A 16,644-nucleotide genomic window follows, 5' to 3' on the forward strand; every position below is an offset into this window, starting at 1 on the left:
ATCACGTGGCCTTCCCAGGTGAACTACTCTCCGTGGTCATGCCGGAGGCCCAGGACCAGCGCGTCCGCTGTGTCGGCGCAGTCGTCTTCGACCCGATCGGACGCATTCTGTTGATCCGTCGAGGCCAGCCCCCGGCGGCCGGTTCCTGGTCCATCCCGGGGGGCCGGGTGGAGCCGGGAGAAGATGATCACAGGGCTGTGATCAGGGAGTTGTCCGAGGAGACCGGCCTGACCGGGGCGATCGATCGCTGGATCGGTTCGGTGGAGCGGCCGTCACTGACCGGCGTCTATGTGATCCACGACTACTCCGTACGGGCGAACGCCGGGCTTATCCGGGCTGGTGACGACGCTTCGGCGGTGGCCTGGATCGACGGTGTGATCTTCGACGCACTGCACAGCGCAGGGTCCCTTTCGCCCGGTTTGGCGGAGGCGCTCGCCGGGTGGGGAGCGCTCCCCGCCGGCGCCAGGGCCGGAACCACGCCCGACTAGTTCGGACCGAGCCAGGTGAGTCCTCGGGTCAACCGATCGGCGGTAGCCAGTCTGCGCACCCGGACCTTGCCGTCGGCCCAGTTGATCACGCTCAGCACCCGGTCGGCCTCGGCCAGGTGAGCCGCCCCGTCACGGAGTTCGGCCGGGAAGCCCTGGTAACTCTCCTGGCTGACCCACCACAGTGGACGGTGACTCGCGAGCGTGCGCAACGCGTCCACCCAGGCCGTCGCGAAGTCCCCGGAACGACCGTCGAGCAGCCCGCAACTGGTGACCACCAGAGGGTTTTCCGCCGGAATCCGGGCCGCGGCAGCCGCCAGTCCGGTGACCGGGTCGGTCCGCAGCAGCGGTGGCTTGGCCGCCATGACCTCGTCCGCGGCCAGCCGGAGCAGCCGCAGCCGCCGGGGCTGGTCGGGCCGGACACAGGCCTCCAGCCAGGTCAGCTCGTCCTCGTCGGCCACGTCCACCGGGTCCGCGTCCAGGCCGACCCGCTCGGCGATCGCGGGCAGCTTGGCCTGCTTGCCGAAGGCCTCGGCCGGTTTGCCCGCCTGGTCGATGACCTGGCAGTCCAGCACCAGCCGGGCCGTCTTCTTGCCGCGGCTGATGTCCGGTCCGCCGCCCTCGACGGAGTAGCGGAAGCCGTAGCGGTCCAGGACCAGCCGGAACCCGGCCCCCGCCCCGGCCTCGACCAGGCCGATCGGGGTCTTGCCCGCCTCCTTGGCCACCACGGCCAGGCCCGGGTAGAGCAGTGCGGCCGGGCGGACCAGCTCCTCCCGCACCGAGCGCTCGGCCAGCAGCGGCCGGATCGAGTCGGCGCGTTCGAGCACGAAGGAGCGGAACAGCGGCCACAGCTCGCCGTCCGGACCATCGGCCCCGCCCAGCGCGGGGTAGTAGCGGGTCAGGGCGTGCCAGGGCTCGCGGAAGAGCACCCGCTGGGCCGCGGCCAGGAACAACTCGGGCGAGGCATCGCCAACCAGGGCGGTCACCCCGGCGTCCTCGGCCGCACCCGCGGCCAGGCATTCGTACAGCGGGGAGGCGGCGGACTGCTCCGCCGCGAACTGGCGCAGCCGCTCGGCGGCCGGTGCGCTCATCGGGCTCAGACCTTCGGCTCGGGGCGGCCGGGCTGCTCGCCACCGCGAGCCTCGCCGTAGCTGCGCTTGGGCACCATCACCTTGCGCCGGAACACGCACACCACGGTGCCGTCCTGCTTGTAACCCTTGGTCTCCACGTAGACCACTCCCCGGTCGTCCTTGGACCTGGACTCGGTCTTGTCCAGCACCTCGGTCTCGCCGTAGATGGTGTCACCGTGGAAGGTCGGCTTGATGTGCCGCAGCGACTCGACCTCCAGGTTGGCGATGGCCTTGCCGGAGACATCGGCCACCGACATGCCCAGCAGCAGCGAGTAGATGTAGTTGCCGACCACCACGTTCTTGCCGAAGTCGGTGGTCTCCCCCGCGTAGTGGGCGTCCAGGTGCAGCGGGTGGTGGTTCATCGTGATCAGGCAGAACAGGTGGTCGTCGTACTCGGTGACCGTCTTTCCCGGCCAGTGCTTATAGACCGCGCCGACCTCGAACTCCTCGAAGTACCGCCCGAACTGCACGCTGCCTCCCAAGGGTGGTGCCCGGACCAGCAGGACCGGGGAGGACAGTGTTGCCCGGGTACGGGTAGTCTCGACAACCGGTCTGTGAGCGAATCCACCGTTCCGGCCACGGCCCCGAGGAGGTGAGATGCGATGAGTACGGACAGCAACCCTCCCAGTACCGACCGCGTCCTCACCGGTGGGCCTTCTACAACGAGGTAGGACCCATCGACCGGTCGGGACGCGCTCTCGTGCCGGAACCCCAGCCAGGTTCCGGCCGCACACCCGTGTTCGCGTCGCGTTCGACTGGAGCCCTCCATGTCCGTTCTGCCCACGCTCGGCCTGCGCGGCCGTGCTCCCCGTAACGGAAGTGCCATGCCGCAGCAGATTCCCGTGCCGCTTTCCGCTTATGTGGTCGACTGCGGTGTCTACGTGGACGGCAAGCGGTTGCCCGGCCGCTGGACCCACACCGGCGCGGTGGAGGAGGTCCGCAAGCGCGGCACCGGCTTCGTCTGGATCGGCCTGCACGAGCCGGACGAGCAGCAGATCCAGAGCATCGCGGAGACCTTCGGGCTGCACGAGCTGGCCGTGGAGGACGCGGTGCACGCGCACCAGCGGCCGAAGCTGGAGCGCTACGACGACAGCCTGTTCATGGTGCTCAAGACGGTCCGCTACGTCGCGCACGAGTCGCCGACCACGGCGAATGAGATCGTGGAGACCGGCGAGGTGATGGTCTTCGTCGGCCGCCACTTCGTGATCACCGTCCGGCACGGCAAGCACCAGGCGCTGGCCGGGCTGCGGGCCGAGCTTGAGCAGGACCCGGCCAAGCTGGCGCTGGGTCCGGCCGCGGTGCTCTACGCCATCGCCGACCACGTGGTGGACACCTACCTGGAGGTCACCAGCGCGGTCGAGGACGACATCGACACCCTCGAGGTGGAGGTCTTCGACCCGCGCAGCGCGGTGGACCCCGAGCAGATCTACCTGATGAAGCGCGAGGTCATGGAGCTGCGCCGGGCGGTTGGCCCGCTGGCCACCCCGCTGCGGCGGCTGGCCGAGGGCTACATCCCGCTGGTGCCCGATGAGGTCCGGTCCTACTTCCGGGACGTCGACGACCACCTGACCACGGTGCACGACCGCATCGTCACCTTCGACGAGATGCTGACCACGCTGATCGACGCGGTGCTGGCCAAGATCACCATGCGGCAGAACAACGACATGCGCAAGATCAGCGCCTGGGTGGCGATCATCTCGGTGCCGACCATGGTCGCCGGTATCTACGGGATGAACTTCGACACCATGCCCGAGCTGAAGTGGACCTACGGGTATCCCGTCGTGCTGGGCGTGGTCCTGGTGGCCTGCACGGTCCTGTACCGCATCTTCCGCCGCAACCAGTGGCTGTGACGAGATGCTGACCAAGGCAGCGCGCAGCCCGCGCACCTGGATGGTGCTCTTCGGCATCGGGTGGATCATCGCGATCGTCCTGATGATCTCCAACCGGCCCGAGCACGGCACCCAGACGGTCGAGGAACTGGCCGACCGGGTCACCGAGGCCCTGCGGGCCGCCGACTCGGGGCAACTGGCCGAACTTGTCTCGCTGAAATCCGGCGCCGACGAAGCCGCCCAGGCCACCGTGGCCGGCTTCGCCGAGGCCGGGGTCACCGACATCTCCACCCGCTCCGAGCTGGTCAGGGGGCGGATGCAGCTCGCGGTCGAGTTCCGGCGGCCGGAGGGCTCCAGGGGCATCCTGCACCTGCCAACGGTGCACATGGACGGCCGCTGGACGATGACGCCGGTGTCGCTGCCCTGAAACCTGGGGTGACCGGACGGGCTGTGTGACAGGACACCGGGCGCACCCGACCTTCGGCTGGTCTGCGCTCTGGTGGCGGCGTTCATCATCGGGTTTCCTCGCCCAGCCGCCAGGGGGTCCCGGTGTCCCGTCTTCGCCTTGTGCTGCCCGCGTTCGCCCTGCTCGCCTGGATCGTGATCGGCGCCGTCGGCCTGCCCGACCTGGGGAAGTTGTCCCAGGTCCAACGCAATGACAACGCCTCCTTCCTGCCCGCCAGTGCGGAGGCGACCAGGGCGGCGAACGAGCAGAAGCGCTTCACCGAGGCCGATGTGCTGCCCGCGGTGCTGGTCTTCGAACGCGATTCCGGCCTGACGCAAGCGGATCAGGACGCGATCGCCCGGTCGGTACAGCGTGCGTCCACTGTGGACGGACTTAAGGGAACAGCCTCACCGGTGGTGCCCGCGCCGGATGGCAGGGCGGCGCAGGCGCTGCTGCCGGTGGACGGCAGTGACGGGTTCCGGGCCGGGGAGACGGTCAAGGCGTTGCGGGACAAGGTCCGCGAGGGCCTGCCCGGCGGGTTGAGCGCGCACGTGACCGGACCGGCCGGGATCGTCGGGGACTTCGCGGCCACCTTCGGCGGCATCGACGGGTTGCTGCTGGGGGTGACCGCGGCGGTGGTGGCGCTGATCCTGGTGCTGGTCTACCGGAGTCCGCTGCTGCCGGTGGTGGTGCTGGCCACGGCCGGACTGGCGTTGCTGGGCGCGGCCGCGGTGGTGTACCGGCTGGCCAGGGATGGGGTGCTCACGCTGAACGGGCAGAGCCAGGGCATCCTGTTCATCCTGGTCTTCGGCGCCTCCACCGACTACGCGCTGCTGCTGGTGGCGCGCTACCGGGAGGAGTTGCGGCAGGCCGGGCCGCGACTGGCCATGCGGCGGGCCTGGCGGGCCTCGCTGGAGCCGATCTGCGCCTCGGCCGGGACCGTGGTGCTGGGCATGCTGTGCCTGCTGTTCAGCGATCTCAACTCGAACAAGGGCCTCGGCCCGGTGGCCGCGATCGGCATCGTCGCCTCGCTGCTGGCCTCGCTGACCTTCCTGCCGCCCGCGCTGATGTTGTTGGGGCGTAGTGCGTTCTGGCCGCGGAAACCGGCGGCGGCCAAGGACGGGATCTGGGGCCGGGTGGCGAACCTGGTGGGCCGCAGGCCGCGCTGGACCTGGGTGCTGACCACCGCGGTGCTGTTGTTCGGGGTGGCCTTCGTGCCGCAGCTCAAGGCGGACGGGGTGGCCCAGACCGACGTGTTCCTGTCCACAGTGGACTCGGTGTACGGGCAGCAGGCGCTGGGACGGCACTTCCCCGGCGGCAGCGGCTCGCCCGCGGTGATCGTGACCGCGGCGGACACGGTGGAACCGGTGCTGGTGGCCGCGCGTGGGGTGGCGGGCGTGGCCGAGGCGACGGCGTTGCCCAAGGTGGTGGACGGCCGGGTGGAGATCAACGCCACCCTGCGCTCGGCCGCGGACAGCGAGGCCGCGATCGAGGCGGTGCGCGCGTTGCGGACCGCGGTGCACGCGGTGCCGGGGGCCTCGGCGGTGGTGGGCGGGCCGACCGCGGCCCAGCTGGACGTGCAGGACACCGCGTTGCGGGACCGGGCGCTGATCATCCCGTTGGTGGTGCTGGTGATCCTGGTGGTGCTGGCCCTGCTGCTGCGTTCGCTGCTGGCCCCGCTGCTGCTGATGCTGACCGTGGTGCTCAGCTTCGCGGCCACCCTGGGAGTCTCCGCGCTGGTGTTCAACCACGTCTTCGACTTCCCCGGCGCCGATCCCGGGGTTCCGTTGTACGCCTTCGTGTTCCTGGTCGCGCTGGGCATCGACTACAACATCTTCCTGATGACCAGGGTGCGCGAGGAGGCCGCCCGCCGGGGCACCGAGGCCGGCACCCTGGTCGGGCTGTCGGTGACCGGCGGGGTGATCACCTCGGCCGGGGTGGTGCTGGCCGCGACCTTCGCCGCGCTGGCGGTGCTGCCGATCCTGTTCCTGGCCCAGATCGCCTTCCTGGTCGCCTTCGGCGTGCTGCTGGACACCCTGGTGGTGCGTTCGCTGCTGGTGCCCGCGCTCGCGGTGGACCTGGGCCGGGCGATCTGGTGGCCCAGCAGGCTTTCCCGCCCTCGACCGGTGTCGGTGCTCAATGACGCCGCAGCAGCACGGCGAGCGGCGCGCTCAGGATGACCGCGGCCGCGGCCACCAGCACGGCCAGGTGCATCCCGTGCGTGAAGTCGCGACCACCGGCCAGGATCGAGCCCAGCACGGCGATCCCGGCCAGGCCGCCGAGTTGACCGGCCACCTGCTGCACCGCCGAGGCCAGACCCGCCTCCGCCGGCGGGGCGGCGGCCAGGATCGCCTCGGTGGCCGCCACCAGGGCCAGTCCGCCACCCAGGCCGAGCGGGACGGTGGCCAGTGCGACCTGGGCCGCGCCGGAGTGCAGGTCCAGGGTGGCCATCGCGCCCAGGCCGACCGCGAGCAGCAGCAGACCGGCGCTGGCTGGCGGCAGTGGGCCGTGGCGACGGGTGAGCAGGCCGCCGAGCGGGGCGCTGAGCACCACCACACCGGTCACCGGGACCAGCCACAGCCCGGCGGTCACCGGGTCCAGGGATTTGTGCGTCTGCAGGTAGAGGGTGAGCAGGAACAGCACCCCGAACAACGCGCCGAAGTTCACCGCGACCAGGGCCACCCCGACCCGGAACTGCCTGGGGCGCACCAGGTTCAGCACGGTGCGCACCCGGAGTGCCTGGCCGGAGCGGGATTCCCGGACGAAGGTCAGGGTGAGGCCGATGGCGAGCAGGCCGACCGGCAGGTTGACATAGAAGATCGCCGACCAGCCCCCTGCCGCCACCAGCAGCCCGCCGAGCAGTGGTCCGGCCGCCAGGCCGAGCGCGGCCACCGCACTCCACACGCCGATCGCCGGACCCAGTGTCCTGGCAGGGAAACCGGCCCGGATCAGGCCGAGCGCCGCCGGTTGCAGCATCGCGCTGAACACCCCTTGCAGGGCCCGCAACGCGATCACCAGCCACACCTGGCCGGAGAGCGCGATGGCCAGCGAGGTCAGGGTGAATCCGGCCACCCCGCACAGGAAAACCGCGCGGCGGCCGTAGCGGTCGGCCAGCGCGCCCGCCGGCAGCAGCGCCAGTGCGGTGGCCAGCAGGTAGGCGTTGGCCACCCACTGCAGGTCGGTGATGGAGGCGCCAAGGTCGACGGCGAGGTCCGGGCCGGCGATGGTGAGCGCGGTGCCGTCCACGCCGGTCATCACCGAGCCGACGGCCACCGCGGCCAGGGTCAGCCAGGGCGATCGAGTCCGTTCCACGGTATTCACGTATTTGTCCTTCGGCATGAATGGAGGCTGGTGGCATGCCCAGTGAACGCTGGCGTGACGAACGAGTGGTCGACATCCAGGTGAAATCTTCCGCACTCCGGCGGGAGACGGAACTCACCCTGCTCGTTCCCAAGCAGTGGCGAAAGAGCACGCATAGCTGGCCGACGCTGTACCTGCTGCACGGCGCGGGCGATGACCATACCTGCTGGCTGCACTGGACAGATATCCTTCGGTTGGCCGACGAGGCGGAGATCCTGGTGGTGATGCCACCGGGCGGCCGGGTCGGACTCTACAGCGACTGGATCGCACCGGATCGGATGGGAACGATCCCACACTGGGATGAATTCGTTTTCAGCGAACTGCCCGCACTTCTGGAAAAGCATTACCGGGCCAATGAGGTGCGCGCCGGGGCCGGGGTGTCGATGGGTGGTTACGGCGTGCTGCGCGGCGCTCAGCGGCATCCCGGCTTCTTCCGCGCGGTGGCCTCCTACAGCGGGCTGCTGCACACCACCCGCCGCGGCATGCCGGCCTTCGCCCGCGCGATGCTCCGTCGCGAGGGGGAAAAGACCAGCTCACTGTGGTCCTCGCGGGCGAACTGGCTGGCCGAGGACCCCTACCGCAACGCCGAGGCGCTGCGCGGCACCCCGCTCCACCTGAGTACCGGGGACGGCCGGCGGGGTCCGCTGGACCGGCGATTCTCCGGCGGCTCGGTACTGGAATGGATCATCGGACCCGGCACCCTCGACCTGGCCGCGCGCCTCACCGAGCTGGGCATTCCGGCCACCGTGCACGCCTACGCCGGAACCCACACCTGGCCCTATTGGCGACGGGAACTGAACACCTCCTTCCCATTTCTGCTGGCGGCACTACGAAAGTAGGTTCTGCCGCGTGCGAGGGTTCACATACCCAAGCATCTTGCCTTCCACGGGATCCGTTCGACAATGGATTCACACCGGCCATTCGACGACGCGCGGCCAGTACTCCTGCCTCCCTTCCTGAAAAGGGTGACCCCGATGACCCCCATCGAATTCGCCGTGCCCGAACAGCACGACTTCACCGGGTCGATGCCGCTCACCGGATTTCTGCACCGGAACGCCGACAGTGACCGTCCGGCATTCACCTTCGTCGACTACAGCGTGGACCGGGCCGGGATCGAGCACACCCTGACCTGGCGGGAACTCGACGTGCTGGCCAGGGCGCTGGCCGCGCAGCTCCGCCAGGCCACCGCGCCCGGCGCCAGGGTGGCCATCCTGACCCCGCACGACCTCAACTACGTGGTGGCCTTCCTCGGCTGCCTGTACGCGGGCGTGATCGGGGTGCCGCTGTTCGCGCCCGAGGTGAGCCTGCACGGCTCCCGGCTGGTCGGCGCGCTGGCCGACTGCGATCCCGAGGTGTGGCTGGCCACCGAGCACGCGCTGCCACAGGTGCGCAAGCTGCTGGACGGCGAGCTGGCGCCCAGCCCCAAGCAGGTGCTCGCGGTGGACAAGGTGGATCCGCTGGCCGCGGTGGGCTTCCGCCCGGCGGTGGTGTCGATGGACGATCCGGCCTACCTGCAGTACACCTCCGGCTCCACCCGCGCGCCAAGCGGCGCGGTGATCACGCACCGGAACCTGGTGGTCAACTCGGCCCAGATCGCCGCCGCGTACGGCATGGACCAGAGCTTCACCTGCTCCGGCTGGATCCCGTTCTTCCACGACATGGGCCTGATGTCGATGCTGGCGGTGCCGGTGCTGCTGGGCGCGCGCGGGGTGTTCTGCACGCCGTTCGCCTTCCTGCAGCGGCCGGAACGCTGGCTGCGCCAGCTCGCCGCGCACCCGAACACGCTGACCGCCGCACCCAACTTCGCCTTCGACTACGCGTCCGCGCGCACCAGCGAGGAGTTCAGGTCCACTGTGGACCTGTCTCGGGTCAAGATCATGATCAACGGCAGTGAACCGGTGCGGGCCAAGACGATCGAGCGGTTCAACGCCGCCTTCGGGCAGGCCGGGCTGCGGCCCGAGGCGCACCGGCCGTCCTACGGGCTGGCCGAGGCGACCGTGTACGTGACCGCCACCGGACCGGCCGGACCGACCGTGCTGCACGTGGACCGGACCGACCTCAGCGCCGGAAGACTCACACCGTCCACTTCGGACACCGCGCTGGCACTGGTCGGCGCGGGCAGCGGGATCGGATTGCAGGTGCTGGTGGTGGATCCGGCCACCGGCGCGGCCCGGCCCGAGGGCACGGTGGGCGAGGTGTGGGTGCACGGGCCGAACGTGGCCGACGGGTACTGGCAGAAGCCCGAGGAGTCCGCCGAGGACTTCGACGGCCATCTGACCAGCGGCCCGGATTCGGCCCCACAGCGCGGCTGGCTGCGCACCGGGGACCTGGGCGCCTTCCACGAGGGCGAGCTGTTCATCACCGGGCGGGCCAAGGACCTGATCATCATCGACGGCAAGAACCACTACCCGCAGGACATCGAGGGCACCGTGCACGAGGCGCACCCGGCCATCCGGCGGGACTACGTGGCCGCGTTCGCCTTGTCGGACAATGACTCCGAGCAGGTGGTGGTGATCGCGGAGTACTCGCGGCACGCCTCGGCGGAGGATCGCGATCCCGACCTGGTCGGGCTGGCCGTGCGCCAGGCGGTCGCGGCCCACCACGACCTGCGGCTGGCCGATTTCCGGCTGGTGCCGCCGGGCAAGGTGCGCCGCACCTCCAGCGGCAAGATCGCCCGCAACGCCACCCGTGAGCAGTACCTCGGCGGGGTTTACGGGGAGCGGCCATGAGCCCCGTGCGCACCGAGCAGCAGCTGCGGGACTGGCTGCTGCGCCGGGTCGCGGAGGCCACCGGCCGCGCGCCAGGTGAGATCGACGTGCACCAGCCGCTGGACAGCTACGGGCTGTCCTCCCGGGACGCGGTCGCGCTGTCCGGGCAGCTCGAAGAACACCTCGACCGCAGTCTTCCGGCGACGCTGGTCTGGGAGTACCCGACGATCGCCGGAATCAGCGCGGCCCTGCTCGGTGTGGCCGCGCCGAAGGCCGCTGACGCCGCCCCGCCCGCGGCGTCAGCGGCCCCACCCAGCGCCGAACCGATCGCGGTGGTCGGGCTCGGCTGCCGCCTGCCCGGCGGGGTGCACGGCCCGAAAGCCTTCTGGGACCTGCTTTCCGGCGGCCGGGAGGCCATTTCCGAGGTGCCGGAACAACGCTGGGCCGGGCACGCCGGTTCGCCGGAGGCGGCCGAGGTGCTGGCCCGCACCACCCGCTGGGGCGGCTACCTCAACGACATCACCGGTTTCGACGCCGACTTCTTCGGCATCAGCCCGCGCGAGGCCGCCGGGATGGACCCGCAGCAACGCCTGCTGCTGGAGGTGAGCTGGGAGGCCCTGGAACACGCGGGCATCGCGCCGGCCGGGCTGCGCGGCAGCCGGACCGGGGTGTTCGTCGGGATCAGCGGCAACGAGTACGGGCAGCTGGCGATCAGCGAGGCCGAGCGGATCGACGCCTGGAGCGGCACCGGCGCGGCGCTGAGCATCGCGGCCAACCGGCTCTCCTACGTGCTGGACCTGCGCGGACCCAGTGTCGCGGTGGACAGCGCCTGCTCATCCTCGCTGGTCGCGGTGCACCTGGCCATGCAGAGCCTGCGTGCGGGTGAGAGCGCGGTGGCGCTGGCCGGGGGCGTGAACCTGTTGCTGTCACCGGGAGTCACGGTCAACTTCGACCAGATGGGCGTGACCTCGCCGGATGGCCGGTGCCGGGCCTTCGACGCGGCGGCCAACGGCATGGTGCGGGCCGAGGGCGCGGGCGTGGTGGTGCTCAAGCGACTCGCCGACGCCCGGCGGGACGGGGACCGGGTGCTCGCGGTGCTGCGCGGCTCCGCGGTCAACTCCGACGGCCGGTCCAACGGCATCACCGCGCCCAATCCCGAGGCGCAGGAAGCCCTGTTGCGCACCGCCTATGCCAACGCTGGCATCGAACCGTCCGAAGTGGACTATGTGGAGGCGCACGGCACGGGTACGTTGCTCGGAGACCCGATCGAGGCAGGCGCCCTGGGTGCGGTGCTCGGCACGGGCCGGGATCCGGAGGCGCCGCTGCTGATCGGGTCGGTGAAGACCAACGTTGGCCACCTGGAGGCCGCGGCAGGCATCACCGGGCTGATCAAGGTGGTGCTCGCGCTGGCCAACGACGCCATCCCGGCCAGCCTGCACTTCACCGAGCCCAACCCGCACATCCCGTTCGACCGGCTGGGCCTGGCGGTGGCCAGTGTTTCCCGGCCGTGGCCGCGTCAGGACCGCCCTGCCCGCGCCGGAGTCTCCGGCTTCGGTTTCGGCGGCACCAACGCGCATGTGATCGTCGAGGAGGTAGCCGCGACTGCCTCCGCTTCGACGGCGGAGGGGCCGGACGGCTACCTGTTGTCCGGCCCCTCTCCAGAACGCATCCGGGACACCGCGGGCAGCCTGGCCGAATGGCTGGTCACCGCGGAGGCCGATCTCGGCGCGGTGCGGCACGCGCTGCACCGCCGGTTCGCCGGACCCAGCCGGGCCCTGATCACCGCAGCGGACAAGGCAGAACTGCTTGCCGGACTGCGCACACTGGCTGCGGGCCGGGTCGCGCCGAACATCGCCGCCGGCCGCGGGGACCGGCTGGGCGCTGGCGTGGTGTGGGTGTTCTCCGGGCACGGCTCGCAGTGGGCGGGCATGGGCGCGGAACTCCTCGCCACCGAACCGGCCTTCGCCGACGCACTGTCCGAAGTGGACGAAATGGTGCAGGCCCTTGCCGGGTTCTCACCGAAGCGACTGCTGCTGGACCGGGCCGAGCTGGACGGGTTCGCCGTGGTGCAGCCGACCTTGTTCGCGGTGCAGGTGGCCCTGGCCGAACTGTGGCGCTCCTACGGTGTGCGGCCGGACGCGGTGATCGGGCATTCGGTGGGCGAGGTGGCGGCCGCCGTGGTGAGCGGCGCGTTGTCGCTGGCCGACGGGGTGCACGTGGTGACAGCCCGGTCCCGGCTGGCCGCTGCACTTGCCGAACCCGGGGTGATGGCGGTGCTGGAGCTGCGGGCCGAGGAGGTGGCCGCGGCAGCCGAAGGACTGTCCGATGTGGACATCGCGGTGCACAACGCGCCGGAGCAGACCGTGGTGGCCGGACCCTCGGATTCGGTGGCGCGGCTGGTCGAGCGAGTGGAGGCGGGTGGGCGGATGGCCCGGCTGGTCCGGGTGGACGTGGCCAGCCACTCCGCCAGGGTCGAACCGGTGCTGCCCGCACTGGCCGCCGAACTGCGTGGGTTGCGCGGCCGCAAACCGGAGATCCCCTTCTACAGCACGGTGTCCGAGCAGCCCGCCTTCGACGCCGGGTACTGGGTGGCCAACCTGCGCCGGCCGGTGCGCTTCGCCGACGCGGTGACCGCGGCGCTGGCCGACGGGTTCGGGGCGTTCCTGGAGATCGCGCCGCATCCGGTGCTGGCCCAGGCGATCACCGAGACCGCGCGGGCACACGAGTCCGAGCCGGTGGTGCTGGCCAGTCTGCGCCGGGACGAACCCGAGCGCGCGCAGCTGCGGCATGAGCTGGGCCGGTTGCGTCTGGCCGGACATCCGTTGCCGCGCACCAAGGGCGCGCTGGCCGAGCTGCCCACCACGCCCTGGCGGCACCAGCCGTACTGGGTGGCGCCGAGCCGCCGCCGCGGCGTGCTGCCCGCCGGGCACCCGTTCCTGGGCACCCACCTGGAGCTGCCCGAGGACGGTCGGCACCTGTGGTCGGCCGAGATCGGCCTGGACGCGTTGCCCTGGCTGACCGATCACCGGGTGGACGACGTGCCGGTGCTGCCCGGCGTGGCCTACGCGGAGATCGCGCTGTCCGCGGCGAGTGCCGCCTTCGGCCTGCCGGTCAGCCAGGTGCAGGCCAGTGACGTGGCCCTGCACCGGCCGCTCGTCCTGGGCGCGCGCACCGGACTGACCACCGTGCTCATCCCCGGCGGCGACCTGCGTGGCCTGGTGAACATCTACAGCCGGGCCGAGGACGACGCCTGGCTGCTGCACGCCACCGCCAAGGTCGCCGCCGCCGAGCCAGTGTCCACTGTGGACATAGATCCCTTCGACGGCTCGGATGTGCTTGCCGGGGAAGGCATCGAGCGGGCCGAGCTGTACCGGCGGCTGCGGGCGCTTGGCCAGCAGCACGGACCGGCCTTCGCCGGGGTCACCGAGGTGCACGCCACCGGCGACGGCACCGCGGCGGCCAGTGTGGTGCTGCCCGAACAGGCCCCGCCCAACCCGCGCTTCGCCGCACACCCCGCGGTGCTGGACTCCTGCCTGCAGGTGCTCGGCGCGGCCCTGCCCCCGGCCGCGGACAACGAGCTGCACCTGCCGATGGAGTTCGGCGCGATCCGGGTCTACGGCGAGGTCGGGCAGGGCGGGCTGTGCCAGGTCACGGTCTCCGGCGAGGACGGCGGCGTGCTGGCCGACGTGCGGCTCAGCGATCCGGACGGCAGGCTGGTGCTGGAGATCAACGGCGTGTTCGTGCGCCGGGTGCAGCGCACCGAACTGACCGTTCCGCTGGGTGAGCTGCTGCTGGAAACGGTGTGGCAGCGCGCTGATCCGCCGCCCGGACCGGTCGCGGAGACCAGCGGGACCTGGCTGGTGATCGGCGAGGACGACCGGCTCACCTGCGACCTGACCGACGGCCTGCTCGCCGCCGGACGGCACCCGATCCTGCTGTCCACTGTGGACCTCACCCCCGAGCTGCTGACCAGCGTGCTCGACCAGACCACACCGGCCGGGATCGTCTTGGTGCAGCCGGAACCGGACGGCCCCGAGGGCCTGGACGCGGCACTGCGGCTGACCGTGGCCGCCTCCACCCTGGTCGGCGCGCTTGCCGACCGCGGGCTCACGCCCAGGTTGTGGCTGCTCGGCGTGGGTGGCGCGGATGTGGTGGGCGCGGAGCTGGTGCGCCCGGCCGCGGCCGCGTTGCGTGGGCTGGCCAGGGTGCTGACCTTCGAGCAACCAGCGCTGCGGGCGAGCTGGGTCGACGTCGATGACACCGCCGCGGTGACCGGGTTGCTGGCCGAACTGCTCGGCGGCGGCACCGAGGACGAGGTGGCCTGGCGCGGCGGGATCCGTTACGCGGCAAGGCTGCGCCGGGCCGTGCTGCCCGAACCGGGCGAGGCCCCGGTGGTGCGCTCCGGCGGCGCGTACGTGGTCACCGGCGGACTCGGCGGGCTGGGCCTGGTGCTGGCCCGCTGGCTGGTCGACCGCGGCGCGGGCAAGGTGGTGCTCAACGGCCGGTCCAACCCGAACTCGGCCGCCCAGCAGGTGATCGCCGAACTGCGGGCAGGCGGCGCGCTGGTCGAGGTGGTCGCCGGGGACATCGCCGATCCCGGGGTGGCGGAACGGATCGTGGCCACCGCCCAGGACGGCGCGAGCCTGCGCGGAGTGGTGCACGCGGCCGCGGTGCTCGACGACCGGGTGCTGGGCAGGCTGGACGCGGACAACGTGCGCCGGGTGTGGCGCCCCAAGGCTTATGGCGCCTGGCGGTTGCACGAGGCCACCGCCGGACTGCCACTGGACTGGTGGCTCGGCTTCTCCTCCGCGGCCGCCCTGCTCGGCTCCCCCGGCCAGGCCGCCTACGCCGCCGCGAACGCCTACCTGGACGCGATCACCGCCCGCCGCCGCGGCGAGGGCCAGCTCGCGGCCACCATCAACTGGGGCACCTGGGCCGAGGTCGGCCTGGCCGCGGACCGCGAGGTCGGCGCGGTCGCCCCCATCACCCCGGACCAGGGCCTGGCCGCGCTGGAGGCGGTGCTCGCCTCGGGCCGGGCGGCCACCGGCGTGCTGCGCCTGGACGTCCGGGCGCTGGCGGAGCTGTTCCCGGCCGCGGCCGAGTCACCGTTCTTCGCCGAACTCGTCCCGGCCGCACCCGCGGTCACCCCGGACTGGCCCGGCGTCGACGCACTGTCCACAGTGGACCAAGCTGAGGCCCGCCGGATCGCCGGTGGCCAGTTGCGGGCCCGGATCGCCGGGCTGATGGGCTTCGCCGCCGAGGCATTGCCCGCCGACACCGCGCTGACCGGGCTGGGTCTGGATTCCCTGCTCGCGGTGCGGGTGAAGAACGCGGTGCAGCACGACTTCGGCCTGACCCTGGCCACCGCGGTGCTGTTGCGCGGGGCCAGCGTCGCCGAGCTGGAGAGCTGGCTGTTCACCGAACTCACCCTGGGCGCGCGGGAGTCCGGCCCGGCCAAACCGGTGCTGGTGCCGCCGAGGGACGCGGCCGAGCGGCTGGTCAGCGCGGTGTGGCAGGAGGTGCTGGTGCGGCCGGTCGGCGTCACCGAGACTTTCGAGGCCGCCGGCGGCACGCCGGTGCAGGCCGAGCGGATCGCCGCACTGCTGGCCGAGCGCAGTGGTCGCACGCTGCGGGTGGACGAGCTGTTCGGGGTGCCGACGGTGGAGGGCATGGCGCGCTGGGTGCGGGAGCGGGAGGTCGGCAGCGGGCAGTCCCCGCTGCGGGTGCTGCGCCGCGACGGCGGTCAGCCACCGCTGTTCTTCTTCCACCCGGCTGGCGGGGACACCGCGGTGTACCGGCAGCTGGTCGACCTGCTCGACGCCGATCAACCGGCGTATGGCCTGGACCGGGTCGACCACGTGCGCGAACTGACGGAGAAGGCCGGGTGCTATCTGGATCACGTCCGGGCGGTTGCCCCGCACGGTCCGTATCGGTTGGCCGGGTGGTCGCTGGGTGGGTTCCTCGCGTACGAGGTCGCGCAACAACTCACGGCGGCCGGTGCCGAGGTGGAACTGGTGGCGATGATCGACTCGCTGAACCCGCTGCCGTTGCCAGCCGGCCTGGACGAGGTGCGGCTGGCCGAGCTTCGTTTCCGACGGTTCGCCGATTTCCTGGAGGCCAGTTATGGCAGGCGGATCGAGCTGCCGTACGACGTGCTGGCCAGGTTGGGCGATGAGGAGCAGATCGATCTGCTGATCGAGCAGATGACCACGCACGAGCTGGTCAACGTCGAGGTCAGCACGGCGATCCTGCATCACCAGCGGACTTCGTTCCTGGATACCCGGGTGCTGGAGCGGTATCAGCCCGAGCTGTATGACGGGCGGGTGGTGCTGTACAGCGCAGCGGAGAAGACGCCTGGTGGGCTGAAGGATCCGCGGTTCGACCGGGATGACGCGCCGCTGGGGTGGGATGAGTTCTGCCCGGGGTTGGAGGTGGTCCGGGTGCCGGGCCACCACCTGTCGGTGCTGGACCCGCCCAACGTCGAGACCATCGGCGCGCACCTCCGCGACCTACTCCGCTCCCTCGCCCCCACCCCGAACCACCCCTGAACCTCGAGTCCGCGTGTTGGCCGTTGTTGTACGGCGTGTTGGCCGTTCTCGTACGCCACGTTGGCCGTTGTGGGACGGGTTGTGGCAAGAGCCAAGATCAAAGGCGTCCGCGCCGGACGGGCAGACCTCAAAAGCCACC

The 16,644-nt window shown here is 71.4% G+C and carries 10 protein-coding genes; 7 read left to right on the plus strand and 3 right to left on the minus strand.

The window, feature by feature from the left end; genetic code table 11:
* Positions 1–38 precede the first annotated feature (38 nt).
* A complete protein-coding gene (locus HNR67_RS00375; protein WP_185000008.1) occupies positions 39–488 on the plus strand; it encodes an NUDIX domain-containing protein in 450 nt (149 codons plus the stop codon).
* Here the strand turns inward: HNR67_RS00375 and HNR67_RS00380 are convergent.
* Entirely contained in the window at positions 485–1,576 is a 1,092-nt protein-coding gene (locus HNR67_RS00380) for a DUF2332 domain-containing protein (protein WP_185000009.1), read from the minus strand. The genes HNR67_RS00375 and HNR67_RS00380 overlap by 4 nt on opposite strands.
* A 5-nt stretch (positions 1,577–1,581) precedes the next feature.
* Positions 1,582–2,085, minus strand: a complete 504-nt coding sequence (locus tag HNR67_RS00385; RefSeq protein WP_185000010.1) for a MaoC family dehydratase — start codon at positions 2,083–2,085, stop codon at positions 1,582–1,584.
* 297 nt (positions 2,086–2,382) lie between these two features.
* Between HNR67_RS00385 and corA the strand changes: the two genes are divergently transcribed.
* The 3 genes from corA to HNR67_RS00400 all read left to right on the plus strand — a co-directional run bounded on the left by corA (position 2,383) and on the right by HNR67_RS00400 (position 6,069).
* Positions 2,383–3,465: a magnesium/cobalt transporter CorA gene (gene corA / locus HNR67_RS00390; protein WP_185000011.1), complete on the plus strand. Its 1,083-nt coding sequence runs from the start codon at positions 2,383–2,385 to the stop codon at positions 3,463–3,465.
* 4 nt (positions 3,466–3,469) lie between these two features.
* Positions 3,470–3,871, plus strand: coding sequence for a hypothetical protein (locus tag HNR67_RS00395; protein WP_185000012.1), 402 nt, complete (start codon positions 3,470–3,472; stop codon positions 3,869–3,871).
* 122 nt (positions 3,872–3,993) lie between these two features.
* A complete protein-coding gene (locus HNR67_RS00400; RefSeq protein WP_185000013.1) occupies positions 3,994–6,069 on the plus strand; it encodes an MMPL family transporter in 2,076 nt (691 codons plus the stop codon).
* On the opposite strand, the gene HNR67_RS00405 is transcribed toward HNR67_RS00400, so the two are convergent.
* A complete protein-coding gene (locus HNR67_RS00405) occupies positions 6,026–7,228 on the minus strand; it encodes an MFS transporter (protein ID WP_185000014.1) in 1,203 nt (400 codons plus the stop codon). The genes HNR67_RS00400 and HNR67_RS00405 overlap by 44 nt on opposite strands.
* Positions 7,229–7,245: 17 nt before the next feature.
* On the opposite strand from HNR67_RS00405, the gene HNR67_RS00410 reads away from it, so the two are divergent.
* The 3 genes from HNR67_RS00410 to HNR67_RS00420 all read left to right on the plus strand — a co-directional run bounded on the left by HNR67_RS00410 (position 7,246) and on the right by HNR67_RS00420 (position 16,505).
* Positions 7,246–8,088 (plus strand): alpha/beta hydrolase, encoded by an 843-nt coding sequence (locus HNR67_RS00410; RefSeq protein WP_185000015.1) that lies wholly within the window; start codon positions 7,246–7,248, stop codon positions 8,086–8,088.
* A gap of 135 nt (positions 8,089–8,223) precedes the next feature.
* Positions 8,224–9,978, plus strand: a complete 1,755-nt coding sequence (locus tag HNR67_RS00415) for a fatty acyl-AMP ligase (RefSeq protein WP_185000016.1) — start codon at positions 8,224–8,226, stop codon at positions 9,976–9,978.
* Positions 9,975–16,505, plus strand: a complete 6,531-nt coding sequence (locus tag HNR67_RS00420; RefSeq protein ID WP_185000017.1) for a type I polyketide synthase — start codon at positions 9,975–9,977, stop codon at positions 16,503–16,505. Before HNR67_RS00415 ends, HNR67_RS00420 begins: the two co-directional genes overlap by 4 nt.
* Positions 16,506–16,644 lie beyond the last annotated feature (139 nt).

Source organism: Crossiella cryophila (assembly GCF_014204915.1).
Classification (GTDB): domain Bacteria; phylum Actinomycetota; class Actinomycetes; order Mycobacteriales; family Pseudonocardiaceae; genus Crossiella; species Crossiella cryophila.

What these genes read in the sequence shown, in the direction of transcription:
- HNR67_RS00375 (WP_185000008.1), top strand. Translation starts at nt 39, where the DNA reads ATGCCGGAGGCCCAGGACCAGCGCGTCCGCTGTGTCGGCGCAGTCGTC.
- HNR67_RS00410 (WP_185000015.1), top strand. Translation starts at nt 7,246, where the DNA reads ATGCCCAGTGAACGCTGGCGTGACGAACGAGTGGTCGACATCCAGGTG.
- HNR67_RS00380 (WP_185000009.1), bottom strand. Translation starts at nt 1,576, where the DNA reads ATGAGCGCACCGGCCGCCGAGCGGCTGCGCCAGTTCGCGGCGGAGCAG.
- HNR67_RS00420 (WP_185000017.1), top strand. Translation starts at nt 9,975, where the DNA reads ATGAGCCCCGTGCGCACCGAGCAGCAGCTGCGGGACTGGCTGCTGCGC.
- HNR67_RS00415 (WP_185000016.1), top strand. Translation starts at nt 8,224, where the DNA reads ATGACCCCCATCGAATTCGCCGTGCCCGAACAGCACGACTTCACCGGG.
- HNR67_RS00395 (WP_185000012.1), top strand. Translation starts at nt 3,470, where the DNA reads ATGCTGACCAAGGCAGCGCGCAGCCCGCGCACCTGGATGGTGCTCTTC.
- HNR67_RS00405 (WP_185000014.1), bottom strand. Translation starts at nt 7,228, where the DNA reads ATGCCGAAGGACAAATACGTGAATACCGTGGAACGGACTCGATCGCCC.
- corA (WP_185000011.1), top strand. Translation starts at nt 2,383, where the DNA reads ATGTCCGTTCTGCCCACGCTCGGCCTGCGCGGCCGTGCTCCCCGTAAC.